This window comes from Paraburkholderia humisilvae, assembly GCF_902859855.1.
In the GTDB taxonomy this organism is placed as follows: Bacteria; Pseudomonadota; Gammaproteobacteria; order Burkholderiales; family Burkholderiaceae; genus Paraburkholderia; species Paraburkholderia humisilvae.
In genome coordinates this window covers 146,354-161,568 of record NZ_CADIKH010000017.1, presented here as the reverse complement: position 1 = coordinate 161,568, position 15,215 = coordinate 146,354, and the positions used below count along the sequence as shown (strand labels likewise).

The following is a 15,215-nucleotide window of genomic DNA, read 5'->3' as shown; positions in this document are numbered from 1 at the left end:
ACCATTGACACACCAACCAATACCCTTTGGGGGCTAACGTGGCAGACATTCAATCGATCAACCCGGCCCTGGGCGGCGCAGTGAGCCGCCGCGATGCAGCGCAGGCCGAAGCCGGCGGCCAGGAGTTCCTCGTCTTCACGCTCGGCGCCGAGGAATACGGCATCGATATTCTGAAGGTGCAGGAAATTCGCGGCTACGACAGCGTGACGCGCATTGCGAACGCGCCGGACTTCATCAAGGGCGTGATCAACCTGCGCGGCATCATCGTGCCGATCGTCGACATGCGCATCAAGTTCCATCTGGGCCGCGTCGAATACGACCATCAGACGGTGGTGATCATCCTGAACGTCGCGCACCGCGTGGTCGGCATGGTGGTCGACGGCGTGTCGGACGTGCTGACGCTGACCGCCGATCAGATCATGCCGGCGCCCGAGTTCGGCGCGACGCTGACGACCGAATACCTGACCGGCCTCGGCACGGTCGACGGTCGCATGCTGATCCTGATGGACATCGAGAAGCTGATGACGAGCCGCGAAATGGAGCTGATCGAGGCGGTCAGCCTTTAACAGCGGAAGCGGCGGGAGAACGACATGTTGAACCGATGGTCGATCCGCGCGGCGATGACCATGGTCGGCGCCGTGCTGGTGCTGCTGACCGTGGCAGTCGGCGCGCTCGGGCTGTTTTCGCTCACGCGCGCGAGCGATGCGCTCGACGAAATTGCAAACGGCGATCTGGCGGCGACGCGCGCGTTGAGCGATACGTCGACCTATCTGCTGCGCGGGCGCGTCTCGCTTGATCGCGCAAGCGGTTTGCTGAGCGACGGCGAGCTCGATCAGGCGAAGGTGGCGATCGATCGTGCGCAGGAGCTGCTCAACAAATCGAATGAAGCGTGGCAGACCTTCGCGTCGCTGCAAAAAGGCGGCGTCGATCAGGGGCTGATCGACGAAGCGCTCGCGCGTCGTACTTCGCTGCTGCACGACGGTGTCGAGCCGGAGATCGCCGCGCTGCGCGACGTCGATCTGACCACTTACCGGAAAATCGCGAACACGAAAATCAGCCCGCTGTTCGTCTCGTTCGACAACGCGGCGGCGCCGATCGTCAAGGCATTGCAGGACCGCGCAAGCCGCCAGCAGGCCGACGCCGCCGCGACGATCTCGACGATGAAAGTGCTGATCATCGCCGGCGTCGTGGTGGCGGTGCTGATGATGGTGGTTGTGCGCGTCGTGATGACTGGAATGATCACGAAGCCGCTCGATGAAGCGATCGAATGCTTCGAGCGGATCGCGACCGGCGACCTGACGCAGAGCGTGCGGACCACGAGCCGCAACGAGATGGGGCGACTGTTCGCGGCGATCCGCAAAATGCAGGACGGCGTGGCCGCGCTGGTCAGGGCGGTGCACACAAGCACCGAGTCGATCGATACCGGTGCGCGTGAGATCGCGATGGGCAATACCGATTTGTCGCAACGCACCGAGCAGCAGGCGGCGTCGCTACAGGAAACCGCGTCGAGCATGGAGCAACTGACCGGCACCGTGCGCCAGAACGCCGAGAACGCGCGCCAGGCAAGCCAGCTTGCGGTGAATGCGTCCGATATCGCGACGCGCGGCGGCGAAGTGGTGAGCGAAGTGGTCGTCACGATGCGCGACATCGCGGCGAGCTCGAACAAGGTCGTCGACATCATCGGCGTGATCGAAGGGATCGCGTTCCAGATCAATATCCTTGCGCTGAACGCCGCAGTCGAAGCGGCGCGCGCCGGCGAGCAGGGCCGCGGCTTCGCGGTGGTGGCCGGCGAAGTGCGCAGCCTCGCGCAGCGCAGCGCGAGCGCCGCGAAGGAAATCAAGGAGATGATCGGCGACTCCGCCGCGAAGGTGCAGGGCGGCTCGGAACTGGTCGGTCGCGCCGGCACGACGATGGAAGAGATCCTGCAAGCGGTGCGCCGCGTGACCGACATCATGGGCGAGATCAGCGCCGCGTCGGAAGAGCAGTCGGGCGGGATCGAACAGGTCAATCGCGCGGTGAGCCAGATGGACGACGTGACGCAGCAGAACGCCGCGCTGGTCGAACAGGCGGCCGCTGCGGCGGCATCGCTCGAAGAGCAGACGCGGCAATTGCGCGGCGTGGTGGCCAGTTGGCGCGTGTTGAGCACGGGCGGCGCGGATTTCGCGACGTTCGCAGCGCCGCTGCGTGCGCCGGTTCGCCCGCAGTCGGCCGCGCCGGCGAGCACGGCAAAACCGCTTGCATCCGCAACGAAGCCAGCGCTTGCCGCGCACAGCAGCGCTGCACGTGCTGACGCCGCTGCGCCGAAACATGCGGCGGCGAAACACGACGCGGCGAAACACGATGGTCCGAAACGCGAGACGCCGGCTGGCCGTACCGAACCGGTGTTGAAGCGGCCGACGATAAGTCGTGCCGCGGCGGCATCGGCGCCGGCGGTATCGGCGTCGCCGGCCGGCTCGGATGCGGACTGGGAAACGTTCTAGAAGGATTGACGGGAAATGCAGGGGTACGGCTTCGCGCCCGCGAACGGGCGAAACGGCACAGCGCGCTGGTTCAGCGTGCGCGGGCGAGGCCGTCCGTTGCCGGCGTGCGCCTGTGCAGATCGTGCCAGCCACGCAGCGCGCGAGCGGGGAATTCAATGAGCGATATGCGCGCATCGCCACGCAACGGTCGTGCGGATTCGCCGCGCGCCGGCGAACCCGGGCGCGACTTCGAGTTCACGTCGTCGGACTTCGCACGCATTCGCGAGCTGATCCATCGCCGCGCGGGCATCTCGCTGTCCGACCATAAACGCGACATGGCGTACAGCCGGCTTGCGCGCCGCTTGCGCGCGCTCGGCATCGACAGCTTCCGCATCTATCTCGACCAGCTCGAATCAAGCGACGATCCGGCCGAATGGGAGGCGTTCACCAACGCGCTGACGACCAACCTGACCGCGTTCTTCCGTGAAGCCCATCACTTTCCGATTCTCGCGGAGTTCGTCAAACAGCGGCCGCAGCCGGTTTCGGTGTGGTGTTCAGCGGCCTCGACCGGTGAAGAGCCGTATTCGATCGCAATGACGCTGGTCGAGGCGCTCGGCGAATCGGTCGCGCGCCAGGCCACGGTGCTGGCAACCGACATCGATACACAGGTGCTCGCGAAATGCGAGGCAGGCGTCTATCAGTACGAGCAAGTGCGGCATCTGTCGCCTGAACGTCTGAAGCGATTCTTCCTGCGCGGCACCGGCGCGCATGCGGGGCTCGTCAAGGTACGCCCCGAGCTGCGCGCGATGATCCGTTTCGACCGGATCAATCTCACCGATCATGACTACGGCTTGCGCAACCCGTTCGATGCGATTTTCTGCCGCAACGTGATGATCTACTTCGACAAGCCGACTCAGGCGCAGGTGCTGGCGCGCTTCGAGCCGCTCGTCAAGCCGAGTGGCCTGCTGTTCGCAGGCCACTCGGAGAATTTCACGTATGTGACGCAGGCGTTCCGGCTGCGCGGACAGACCGTCTATGAACTGACGCGCGACACCGGCTCCGCGTCCGCTCAGGCGCGCCCGCACGGTGGCAGCCGCGCGCACGGTGCGACCCATGAGGTGAACGCATGAGCACCGGTCTGCCGATCGCGAACAATCTCTATTACGACAATCACTTCAAGCGACCCGGCGTGAAGCTGTTGCCGAACGAGTTCTATACGACGGGCGAGGACATGGTGCTCGTCACCGTGCTCGGCTCGTGCGTCGCCGCCTGCATTCAGGACCGCACCGCCGGCATCGGCGGAATGAACCACTTCATGCTGCCGGACGACGGCGCGGAAGTCGTGCAGGCGGCCTCCGATGCGATGCGCTACGGCGCGTACGCGATGGAAGTGCTGATCAACGAGCTGATCAAGGCAGGCGGGCGCCGCGAGCGGCTCGAAGCGAAGGTATTCGGCGGCGCGGCGGTACTCGCGGGCATGACGACGATGAACATCGGCGATCGCAACTCGGAATTCGTGCGGCGCTATCTGGCGCTCGAAAAGATCCGTATCGTCGCCGAAGACCTGCAGGGTGCGCATCCGCGCAAGGTTGCGTTCCTGCCGCGCACCGGCCAGGTGATGGTCAAGAAGCTCGGGTTGCAGCAGGATCCGGATGTGGCGGAGCGCGAACGCGTGCTGGCCCGGCAGACTGCCGAGGCCCGCGCCGAGCGTCTCGCGAAAGCGCGTGCGCGCGTCGAGCTGTTCAGCGCCGGCCGCTCAGCGCCGGGTGCGGGCGGCACCGGCGGCGCGGCAAGACCTCGTATCGAGCTGTTCGGCGCGGGCGGCCGCGAGAACGATTCCAATAATGCGCGGACCGCGGAGGAGGCGTGACAACTGTGCAAAAGATCAAGGTACTGTGCGTCGATGATTCGGCGCTGATCCGCAGCCTGATGACCGAGATCATCAATGGCCAGCCGGACATGGAAGTGGTCGCGACCGCGCCTGACCCGCTCGTTGCACGCGAGCTGATCAAGCAGCACAACCCGGACGTGTTGACGCTCGATGTCGAAATGCCGCGCATGGACGGCCTCGATTTCCTCGAGAAGCTAATGCGGCTGCGTCCGATGCCGGTCGTGATGGTGTCGTCGCTGACCGAGCGCGGTTCGGAAATCACGCTGCGCGCGCTCGAACTGGGCGCGGTGGACTTCGTGACGAAGCCGCGCGTCGGCATCCGCGACGGCATGCTCGAGTACGCGGAGAAGCTTGCCGACAAGGTCCGCGCGGCGGCCCGTGCGCGCGTGCGGCAAGCCGCGCCGGCCGCGCATGCGGCGGGTGCGCATCCGGCCGGGGCCGCGACGCCCGCGCCGCTTTTCAACAACCCGCTTGTCAGTACCGAGAAGCTGATCATCGTCGGCGCGTCGACCGGCGGCACCGAGGCGATTCGCGAAGTGCTCGTGCCGCTGCCGCCCGATGCACCCGCGGTGCTGATTGCGCAACATATGCCGCCGGGTTTCACGAAGTCGTTCGCGCAACGCCTGAACGGCCTGTGCCGCATTACGGTGAAGGAAGCGGAGCATGGCGAACGGGTGCTGCCTGGCCACGCGTACATCGCACCGGGCCACGCCCACCTGCTGCTGGCGCGCAGCGGCGCGAACTATATCGCGCATTTGTCGGACGATCCGCCGGTGAACCGTCACCGACCATCGGTCGATGTGCTGTTTCGCTCGGCCGCGCAGCATGCGGGCAAGAACGCGGTGGGGGTGATTCTGACCGGCATGGGTCGCGATGGCGCGGCAGGTCTGCTCGATATGCGCCGCGCCGGAGCCTATACATTCGCGCAGGACGAAGCGAGCTGCATCGTGTTCGGCATGCCGCGCGAAGCGATTGCGATGGGCGCCGCCGACGATATCTCTCCGCTTGCCGATATGAGCCGCCGCGTGATGGCGCGACTCAACGCAATGGGCGAACGGGTGCAGCGTGTGTAATCATGCCGGTCGCGGCGCGCTTGCCTCGGCGAGCGCGCGGCGGCGGGGTCCATGTGGGTCGATTGGGTTACAGAGTAACCGCGGTAGCGCCGATAACCTTGCTATACGAGGAATCGATGCGGCTCGCTGCGGTTGTGCCGCACGTTGGCGTGAGCGTGGACGGGAACTGAATGACGAACGGGCGGCGGCGCGCCACCCGGCCGGATCAAGCAATCCAGGGGAATGAGAAGATGGACAAGGGAATGAAAATTCTGGTGGTGGACGACTTTCCGACGATGCGCCGGATCGTCCGCAACCTGCTAAAAGAGCTGGGCTATTCGAACGTCGACGAGGCGGAAGACGGCGCGGCGGGTCTCGCACGCCTGCGCGGCGGCACGTACGAGTTCGTGATCTCGGACTGGAACATGCCGAACCTCGACGGTCTCGCGATGCTGAAGGAAATTCGCGCGGACGCGAACCTGACCCATCTGCCGGTGCTGATGGTCACGGCCGAATCGAAGAAGGAGAACATCATCGCGGCCGCCCAGGCTGGTGCGAGCGGCTATGTCGTGAAGCCGTTCACCGCGGCGACCCTCGACGAGAAGCTGAACAAGATTCTTGAAAAGATGGGCAAAACCGGGAGCTGATGTGGACCAGCCGACCAACGCGCAGGACGCGGTCGCGCGCGACGACAGCGATCACACCACCGATCGGATTCTCGCCCGGATCGGCCAGTTGACACGCACGCTGCGCGATTCGATGCGCGAACTCGGCATCGACAAGCATGTCGAGCGTGCGGCGGAAGCGGTGCCGGACGCACGTGACCGTCTGAAATATGTCGCGACGATGACAGAGCAGGCGGCCGAAAAGGTGCTGACCGCGATCGAAGTCGCGAAGCCGATTCAGGAGCAGCTGCAACAGGAAGCGGGCGCGCTCGATGCGCGCTGGACGCAATGGTATGCGGCGCCGCTCGAGCGCAACCAGGTGCGCACGCTCATGGACGACACGCACGCGTTTCTCGGCAAGCTGCCCGACGCGACGGCGGCGACCAACCAGCAACTGCTCGAGATCATGCTCGCGCAGGATTTTCAGGATCTGACCGGCCAGGTGATCAAGAAAATCACCGAGATCGTTTACGTGATCGAGCAGCAGCTGCTCGGCGTGCTGGTCGAGAACATCGCGCCCGAGCGGCGCGAACAGTTCGCGGCGACCGCCGCCGCGCTGGTCGCCGAGACGTCCGCGACGGGCAGCCCGGAGGGTCTGCTGAACGGTCCGCAGATCAACCCCGAAGGCAAGGCCGACGTGATGCAGGATCAATCGCAGGTCGACGATCTGCTCGCCAGCCTCGGCTTCTAATCCGACAGCCTCCGCAATTTTCCAGTCCGCGGCCGTTTGAACGGCTGCGGAGCCTGTCCCTCTGCGGCGTCCACAGGCATACTAGCCATCACGCAACGCGACCAGCGAGCGAGCTTGCGATGCGCTGTCGGATGCTGGCCGGGGCGCTTTCCGGGTCGCTTTCGGTCAGCGCCGGCGTTGTGAGGAATGCCAGCTAAGCGGCATGGGCTGTTGAGCGGCGTGATGCAAACCGGGTTCGGGCTGGTTGCGGCCTTGGGGGCCTGGAGGGCTTGAGGGCCTGGGCACCCATAGGCCGCAGCGTCTTCAAACGGGGGAGAGTGCTGATGTTCGATTCGAATCAGTCGCGGCCGGTGCGCGCATGCGCGCGCGCTCTGGCCGCTGCCGCGTTCGGCGCGGCCGGCTTGCTGGCAGCCGCGCCATCCGCGCAAGCGGCGTTGGGCGGCAGTCCGATGGCGACGCCGGAGGGCGCGACGGTCACTTCGTCCAGTCCGTCACCGACGACGGCGACCGCGACGATGCGCAATGCCATTGCGTCAGGCGCCTCGTCGACGATGCCGGCGGCATCGGGCGCGTCGGGCACATCGGGTGCCGCGGCCTACACCGTGCGTCAGACGACGCTTGGAACCGGCACCGTCGTGCGCGAGTACGTGTCGCCGGCGGGCATCGTGTTCGGCGCCGCGTGGGACGGCCCGGCAATGCCGCAGCTCAGTCAGATCTTCGGCGACCAGTACTACCAGCAATACGCGGAAGGGGCGAGTGCCGCGCGGGCCGCTCGCGGTGTCAAGCGCGGCCCGGCGACAGTCGAACAGGGCGGCATCGTCGTCCGGTCGGGCGGCCATATGGGCCACTTCGTCGGCGCCGCATGGTTGCCGGCGCAGCTGCCGGGCGGCGTGACCGGCGACGATATCCGCTAACCCACCGACGACTGGAGAATCGACGTGCAACGAACAACCAGAATGACGCGGTGGCTGAAAGCCGCCGCTGCTGCGCTCGCCGTTTCGCTGATCGCCGCGTGCGGTGGGGGCGGCGGCAGCAACAACAGCCAGAACTCGTCGCCGAGCAGCCCGGCGCCGAGCGGATCGAACCAGATCTCGACGGTGGTCAACAAGGGGGTATCGGCCGTCCCGAACATTCCGACGGTCAGCGTCACGGTCTGCGCGCCGGGTTCGGCGAGCGCGTGCCAGACCATCGACAATGTGCTGCTCGACACCAAGTCGTTCGGCCTGCGGATCGTCAACTCGTCGCTCAGTTCGATCCTCGGCAGTTTGCCGACCCTGCCGTCGGGTTCCGGCAATCTCGCTCAATGCGCGCTTTTCGCGGACGGCCTGACCTGGGGGACGGTCCGCACGGCGGACGTGCATATCGGCGGCGAGACGGCGAGCAGCATCCCGATTCAGGTGATCGGCGACCTGCCCGACGCGACGATCCCGAGTGACCACTGCACCGATACGGTGCCGGCGACGAATGCCGAAGATACCGCAAGCGCGCTGAATGCGAACGGCATTCTCGGGATCGGCGTGGCGGTGAACGACTGCGGGTCGGCGTGCTCGCTGCCGATCTCGAACAGCAATCCCAGCACCTACTTTTCGTGCCCGCCGAACGTGACCACCGCGAGCTGTGCACGCGCGCCGGTCGCGCTCAACCAGCAGGTCGCCAACCCGATCGCGCACTTCGCGACCGACAACAACGGCGTGCTCGTGCAGTTTCCGGCGGTCCCGGACGGCGGCTCGAGCACCGTGACGGGACTGGTTATCTTCGGTATCAACACGCAGGCGAACAACGCGATGCCGGGCACCGTGACGACGTTCGCGACCGGCGCGGCCGGCGACCTGAGGAACAGTACGTTCAATGGCGCGCCCGGCGTGGACGCGTTCCTCGACACCGGCTCGAACGGTCTTTTCTTCAGCGCGTCGCTGCCGTCGTGCGGCAGCAGCGCGCCGGACTTTTATTGTCCGACCAGCAAGCAGACCTTCAGTGCGACATTGCAGGGCGTGGCGGGCACGACGTCGGCGACGGTCACGTTCGCCGCCGACAACGCGAATAATCTCTTCAAATCCGGCAATTTTGCGCTCAGCAATCTGGCCGGCACGGCACCCGGCACGACCCTCGACCTCGGCCTGCCGTTCTACTTCGGCCGGACCGTCTACCACGGGCTCGACCTGAGCTCGAACGGCGGCCAGGCGCCGTTTATCGCGTTCTAGCCGCGAAGAGCCATGACGAGCGGCCTCGCCCTGGGGCCGCTCCCGTCGGGCGGCGTCCGCAGCCGCCCGGCAAGCCGCCTTCCATCCGGCGAAATACCCCCGTTTAACGCCCCTTATCCGGCGATCGTCCCTTTACGTCTACGGGAATAATCGCTCTCACCCGGAAAACCGGCAGTGGGTGCCGTGACCGCCTGGAGAGCCCCGTGGCAGAGGACAGCGACCTCGAAAAGACCGAACCAGCCACCCCTCGCCGCCGTCAGAAGGCGCGCGAGGAGGGGCAGGTTGCGCGTTCGCGCGAGCTCGTGTCGTTCGCGTTGCTGTCGGCAGGCTTTCTCGGCGGGTGGGGGCTATTCGGCCATATCGGCAGCCACCTGCAGACGATGGTGCGCGGCGCGTTCACGTTCGATCACGCAACCGCGTTCGACACGCACCGGATGCTGATCGGCGCGGGCGACGCGGGCATCGAGGGCCTGTCCGCACTGGCGCCGGTGCTGCTGCTGACCGGTCTGGCCGCGCTGGTCGCGCCGATCGCGCTCGGCGGCTGGCTGCTGTCGGCCAAGTCGCTCGAGCCGAAGTGGAACAAGCTCAATCCGATCAAAGGTCTTGGCCGGATTTTCTCGCCGAACGGAGCGATCCAGCTCGGCATGGCGCTCGCGAAGACCGTGGTGGTCGGCGGGATTGGCGCGCTTACTTTCTGGAATCACAAGGACGACGTGCTCGCGCTCGTGACCCAGCCGATGTCGGTCGCGCTCGCGAGCGCCGGTCATCTGATCGCCGTGTGCTGCGCGACGACCGTCACCGGGATGTTCCTGATCGCGGCGCTCGATGTGCCGTATCAGATCTGGCAGTACGAGAAGAAATTGCGCATGACCAAGGAAGAGGTCAAGCGCGAGCACCGCGAAAACGAAGGCGATCCGCACGTGAAGGCCCGCATTCGCTCGCAGCAACGGGCGATCGCGCGCCGTCGGATGATGTCGCAGGTGCCGAAGGCCGACGTCGTCGTGACGAACCCGACGCACTTCGCGGTCGCGCTGCAGTACACGGACGGCAAGATGCGCGCGCCGAAGGTGGTTGCCAAGGGCGTGAATCTCGTCGCGGCGCGCATTCGCGAGATCGCGGCGGAAAACAACGTGCCGCTGCTCGAGGCGCCGCCGCTGGCGCGCGCGCTTTATTACAACGTGCGGCTCGACGCCGAAGTGCCCGGCGTGCTGTACAGCGCGGTCGCCGAAGTGCTCGCGTGGGTGTATCAGCTGCGCCGCTTCAATACGCACGGCGGCGCGGAGCCCGTCAAGCCGAGCGATCTCGAAGTGCCGGCTGAACTCGACACACGCCGCCCGGTGGCGGACGAAGACGACGACATCGAAGATATCGAAGACGTGGAACAACGCGATCCGCAAGCCCGCCGCAGCAGCGGCCAGAACGACGGTAGTGACCGAAGCGCCCCGCGCAATGACGGAGGCCGCGCATGAGCACGCCCCGCGCCGGCTTCCTGTCGCGCCGCCCCGAGATGCTGCAGACCGCGAACCTGCGCGCGCTCGCCGGGCCGATCCTGATCTGCATGATCCTCGGCATGATGATTCTGCCGTTGCCGCCGTTCCTGCTGGATCTGCTGTTCACGTTTAACATCGCGCTGGCGGTGATGGTGCTGCTCGTCAGCATGTACACGATGAAGCCGCTCGACTTCGCGGCGTTCCCGAGCGTGCTGCTGTTCTCGACGCTGCTGCGTCTGTCGCTGAACGTGGCTTCCACGCGCATCGTGCTGCTCGAAGGCCACACCGGCCCGGACGCGGCCGGCAAGGTGATCGAGGCGTTCGGCCACTTCCTCGTCGGCGGCAACTTCGCGGTCGGTATCGTCGTGTTCGTGATCCTGATGGTGATCAACTTCATGGTGATCACGAAGGGTGCGGGCCGGATCGCCGAAGTGTCCGCGCGCTTCACGCTCGATGCGATGCCCGGCAAGCAGATGGCGATCGACGCTGACCTGAACGCCGGCATGATCAACGAAGAGCAGGCGAAAAAGCGCCGCACCGAGATCGCGCAGGAAGCCGAGTTCTACGGTTCGATGGACGGTGCGAGCAAGTTCGTGCGCGGCGACGCGATCGCGGGCCTGCTGATCATGGTGATCAACATCCTCGGCGGTTTGATTGTCGGCGTCGCGCAGCACGGCATGAGCTTCGCGGACGCCGGCAAGAACTACACGCTGCTGACGATCGGCGACGGTCTCGTCGCGCAGATCCCGTCGCTCGTCATTTCGACCGCAGCCGGCGTGATCGTGTCGCGCGTCGCGACCAACGAGGACATCGGCACGCAGCTCACGTCGCAACTGTTCTCGAACCCGCGCGTGCTGATGATCACCGGCGCGATCCTCGTGCTGATGGGGATGATTCCGGACATGCCGCACCTCGCGTTTCTGGCGCTGGGCGGCGGCGCGATCCAGCTTGGCCGTGTGCTGAAGAAGCGCGCCGAGCGGCGCAAGACGGAGGGCGCGCTGGTCGACGTCGCGCCGACGGCACTCGCCGCCCCGGAGAACACCGAAGCAAGCTGGGATGACGTGACGATGATCGACACGCTCGGCCTCGAGGTCGGCTACCGGCTGATCCCGCTCGTCGACCGCAATTCGGATGGCGAGCTGCTCAAGCGGATCAAGAGCATCCGCAAGAAGTTCGCGCAGGAAATCGGCTTCCTGCCGCCGGTCATTCACATCCGTGACAACCTGGAATTGCGGCCGAACGGCTACCGGATCACGTTGAAGGGCGTCGAGATCGGTGTCGGCGAAGCGTATCCGGGCCAGTGGCTCGCGATCAACCCGGGCCAGGTCAGCGCGGCGCTGCCGGGCACGCCGACGACCGACCCGGCGTTCGGCCTGCCGGCGATCTGGATCGACACGAACCTGCGCGAGCAGGCGCAGGTATACGGCTATACGGTGGTCGATTCGAGCACGGTGGTCGCGACCCATCTGAACCATCTGGTCGTCACGCATGCGTCCGAACTGCTCGGCCGCCAGGAAGTGCAGGCGCTGCTCGAGCGGACCACGAAGAACACGCCGTCGCTCGTCGAAGAGCTGGTGCCGAAGCTGGTATCGCTCACGACGTTGCAAAAGACGCTGCAAAACCTGCTCGAAGAGGGCGTGCCGATTCGCGATATGCGCACGATTCTCGAAGCGATCGCCGAGCACACGCCGAAGGTGTCCGACGCACACGATCTGACCGCGATCGTGCGGCTCGCGCTCGGCCGCGCGATCACGCAGCAATGGTTCCCCGGCAGCGGCGACATGCAGGTGATGGGCCTCGATTCGAATCTCGAACGCGTGCTCGCGCAGGCGCTGACGACCGGTCCGAACCCGGGCCTCGAACCGGGCCTCGCGCAGAACCTGCTGACCGAAACGCAAAAGGCGATGACACGCCAGCAAAGTCTCGGCTACGCGCCGGTGCTGCTCGTGCAGCACGCGCTGCGCGCGATGCTCGCGCGTTTCCTGCGCCGCAGCCTGCCACAACTCAAGGTGCTTTCGTACGCGGAAGTGCCCGACACAAGAAACATCAGGGTCGTTAACCTCATCGGGGGTCAAGCTTGAACATCCGTAAATTCAACGGCGCAACCAGCCGCGACGCGTTGCGCCTCGTTCGCGAAGCGCTGGGCGCCGACGCGGTCGTGCTGTCGAACCGTGCGCTCGCCGACGGCACCGTCGAGATCGTTGCGCTCGCCGACAGCGAACTCGCCGCGATTGCGCCGGCCGCACGCAAGGTGGCCGCGGACGAGGGCGCGGCGCGCGCCGGTTCAGCCCCGATGTTCGCGAATCCGTATGCGAGCGGCCTGCCCGATGTGTTTTCGTCGGTATTTGGCGCAAGCCCCGAAGCCGGCGCCGACAACAACGAACCTGCCGCGCCGGCGCCCGCTGCGAGCGTGGCTGCCGCGCTGAATGCTGCCGAGGTCGAAGAACCGAAGCCGCGCATCGAAAAGAGCGAACCGGCGCCGGCCACGAAGCCTGCTGTGCCGGCCGCGTCGATCATGAAGCCGGTCGAGAAACACGCCGCGCCGCGCCCCGTGACGATGGCCGAAACGAATCCGTGGCTGATCGACCACGCGCAAGAGATCGTCAACCGGCCGGATAGCAAGCTGGGCATGTACAGCTTGAAGCAGCCGCCGCTGACACCGGCCGCCGCCGCGGCGAAGGGCCTCGGCGCGCCGACCGATGCGCCGGCACTCGCCGCGCGCCGCGACGATGCGCATAGCGCGCCGCTTGCGGCGCTTGCGCCGATTCCGACGCTGTCGAACGACACGCCGGACTGGGCGCGCGAAGCCGCGCAGCTTGCGGCACGCCGTGCGACGCAGCGCGCGACGTCCGCGTCGGGCTATCCGGAGCACGTGACCGCCGCCGTCACCGACGCGATCAATGCGCGCATGTCGCAGATCGTCAACGAAACGGTGATGCACGAGCTCGCGTCGCTGCGCGGCATGATGGAAGAGCACTTCGCCGGCCTGCTGTGGGCCGACAGCCAGCGCCGCAGCCCGATCCAGTCAGCGCTTACGCGACACCTGTTCGCCGCGGGCTTTTCCGCGCAGCTCGTGCGGATGGTGGTCGACAACCTGCCGGCCGTCGAGAGCTTCGACGCGGGCATGGAATGGGTCAACTCGGTGCTCGAGTCGAACCTGCCGGTGATGGAAAGCGAAGACGCGCTGATGGAACACGGCGGCGTGTTCGCGCTGATGGGTCCGACCGGCGTCGGCAAGACGACGACGACCGCGAAGCTCGCCGCACGTTGCGTGATGCGTTACGGCGCGAGCAAGGTGTCGCTGCTCACGACCGATAGCTACCGGATCGGCGGCCACGAACAACTGCGTATCTTCGGCAAGATTCTCGGCGTGTCGGTGCATGCGGTGAAGGACGGCGCGGACCTGCAGCTCGCGCTTTCGGAACTGCGCAACAAGCACATTGTGCTGATCGACACGATCGGCATGAGCCAGCGCGACCGCCTCGTGTCGGATCAGATCGCGATGCTGTGCCGCGCCGGCCAGCCGGTGCAGCGCCTGCTGCTGCTCAACGCGACGAGCCACGGCGACACGCTGAATGAAGTCGTGCAGGCCTATCAAAGCGCGCCCGACAGGCAGCCGCTTGCCGGCTGCATTCTCACGAAGCTCGACGAGGCGACCAATCTGGGCAGCACGCTCGACGCGGTACTGCGTTACCGCCTGCCGGTCCACTACGTATCGACCGGGCAGAAGGTGCCGGAGAACCTGTACGTCGCGACGAAGAAATTCCTGATTCGCAGCGCGTTCTGCATCCCGCGCGATCACTCGCCGTTTGTCCCCCAGGAAGACGATGTCCCGGGCCTGCTGTCCGCGCTGTCCGCACGCTCGACTGCCGAGCAGCATGAGGTCCGGTTTGGCTAAGTTCATGTCCGATCAGGCGGAAGGGTTGCGGCGTCTGCTCGCGCGCCACGGATCGCGCGCGATCGCCGTCACCGGCGGTTCGGTGGGCGTCGGCTGTTCGACGACGGTCGTGAATCTCGCCGCTGCGTTGGCTGCGCAGGGCAAGGACGTGCTGGTCGTCGACGAACATGCGGGCGAGCCGCACGCGATCGTCGCGAAGCCCGACGGCGTGGCGGCGGAGCGCTTTCTCGCGTTCGCGCGCGGCGAGATCGCGCTCGATACGGCGGTCGAGCGTCACGGCGCGGGCTTCGCGGTGCTGGCCGCGCCGCGTCGCCATCGCGAAGCGTGCAGGCCGTCGCAGCTTGCCGCGGTGTTTGACGGCCCGGCCGATGTGGTGTTGATCGACGTGCAGTTCGAGCGTGACGGCATGCTGTCGGACCTCGCGTTGCAGGCACACGATCTGATGATGGTGACGCGCGTCGCCGCGCAGGCGATTACCGACACGTACGCGTGCATGAAGCGATTGCACTACGCGTATGCGATTGCGCAGTTCCGTGTGCTCGTCAATCACGTGCACAGCGTCGCCGATGCGCACCTCGCGCTCGACAACCTCGCGGACGTCGCAGGGCGTTATCTGACCGTGGCGCTCGAAGGAGCCGGCTGCGTCGCGGCGGACCCGCTGATGGCGCGCTCCGGGGAGCTGTCGCGCTGCATCGTCGACGCGTTCCCGTCGACACCTGCCGCGCGCGATTTCCGGCACCTTGCCGCGGAACTGCAGTACTGGCCGATGCGGCCAGCGATGTCGTCGCGCGCGCCGTGGTCGGCGAGCGCGGCTGTCACACCGGCGTCACACGCCGAACAACCGTCCGCTCAGCACGCCTGACAGGCT

The 15,215-nt window shown here is 66.3% G+C and carries 13 protein-coding genes; all 13 read left to right on the top strand.

Annotated features, from left to right (window positions below; all coding sequences use genetic code 11):
* Positions 1-38: 38 nt before the first annotated feature.
* Complete coding sequence (gene cheW, locus HV796_RS19650; protein ID WP_175228161.1) at positions 39-566, top strand: chemotaxis protein CheW; 528 nt, start codon at positions 39-41, stop codon at positions 564-566.
* A gap of 24 nt (positions 567-590) precedes the next feature.
* Entirely contained in the window at positions 591-2,480 is a 1,890-nt protein-coding gene (locus HV796_RS19645; protein ID WP_175228160.1) for a methyl-accepting chemotaxis protein, read from the top strand.
* A 155-nt stretch (positions 2,481-2,635) separates the two neighbouring features.
* Positions 2,636-3,589 (top strand): CheR family methyltransferase, encoded by a 954-nt coding sequence (locus HV796_RS19640; RefSeq protein ID WP_175228159.1) that lies wholly within the window; start codon positions 2,636-2,638, stop codon positions 3,587-3,589.
* Positions 3,586-4,329, top strand: a complete 744-nt coding sequence (gene cheD, locus HV796_RS19635) for a chemoreceptor glutamine deamidase CheD (RefSeq protein ID WP_175228158.1) — start codon at positions 3,586-3,588, stop codon at positions 4,327-4,329. Before HV796_RS19640 ends, cheD begins: the two co-directional genes overlap by 4 nt.
* 5 nt (positions 4,330-4,334) lie before the next feature.
* The gene (locus tag HV796_RS19630; protein ID WP_175228184.1) at positions 4,335-5,423 is read left to right on the top strand and encodes a protein-glutamate methylesterase/protein-glutamine glutaminase; all 1,089 of its coding nucleotides are present in this window, start codon (positions 4,335-4,337) and stop codon (positions 5,421-5,423) included.
* A 230-nt stretch (positions 5,424-5,653) separates the two neighbouring features.
* Positions 5,654-6,049: a chemotaxis response regulator CheY gene (gene cheY / locus HV796_RS19625; protein ID WP_175228157.1), complete on the top strand. Its 396-nt coding sequence runs from the start codon at positions 5,654-5,656 to the stop codon at positions 6,047-6,049.
* Position 6,050: 1 nt separating this feature from the next.
* Positions 6,051-6,758: a protein phosphatase CheZ gene (gene cheZ, locus HV796_RS19620; protein WP_175228156.1), complete on the top strand. Its 708-nt coding sequence runs from the start codon at positions 6,051-6,053 to the stop codon at positions 6,756-6,758.
* 323 nt (positions 6,759-7,081) lie between these two features.
* A complete protein-coding gene (locus HV796_RS19615; RefSeq protein WP_175228155.1) occupies positions 7,082-7,672 on the top strand; it encodes a DUF2844 domain-containing protein in 591 nt (196 codons plus the stop codon).
* A 24-nt stretch (positions 7,673-7,696) separates the two neighbouring features.
* Positions 7,697-8,959 (top strand): DUF3443 family protein, encoded by a 1,263-nt coding sequence (locus HV796_RS19610; protein ID WP_246355936.1) that lies wholly within the window; start codon positions 7,697-7,699, stop codon positions 8,957-8,959.
* A 203-nt stretch (positions 8,960-9,162) separates the two neighbouring features.
* Positions 9,163-10,428, top strand: a complete 1,266-nt coding sequence (gene flhB, locus HV796_RS19605) for a flagellar biosynthesis protein FlhB (protein WP_175228154.1) — start codon at positions 9,163-9,165, stop codon at positions 10,426-10,428.
* Complete coding sequence (flhA, locus tag HV796_RS19600) at positions 10,425-12,530, top strand: flagellar biosynthesis protein FlhA (protein WP_175228153.1); 2,106 nt, start codon at positions 10,425-10,427, stop codon at positions 12,528-12,530. The genes flhB and flhA overlap by 4 nt, the downstream gene beginning before the upstream one ends.
* Entirely contained in the window at positions 12,527-14,347 is a 1,821-nt protein-coding gene (gene flhF, locus HV796_RS19595; RefSeq protein ID WP_175228152.1) for a flagellar biosynthesis GTPase FlhF, read from the top strand. Before flhA ends, flhF begins: the two co-directional genes overlap by 4 nt.
* Complete coding sequence (locus tag HV796_RS19590; protein WP_175228151.1) at positions 14,340-15,209, top strand: MinD/ParA family ATP-binding protein; 870 nt, start codon at positions 14,340-14,342, stop codon at positions 15,207-15,209. Before flhF ends, HV796_RS19590 begins: the two co-directional genes overlap by 8 nt.
* Positions 15,210-15,215: the final 6 nt, after the last annotated feature.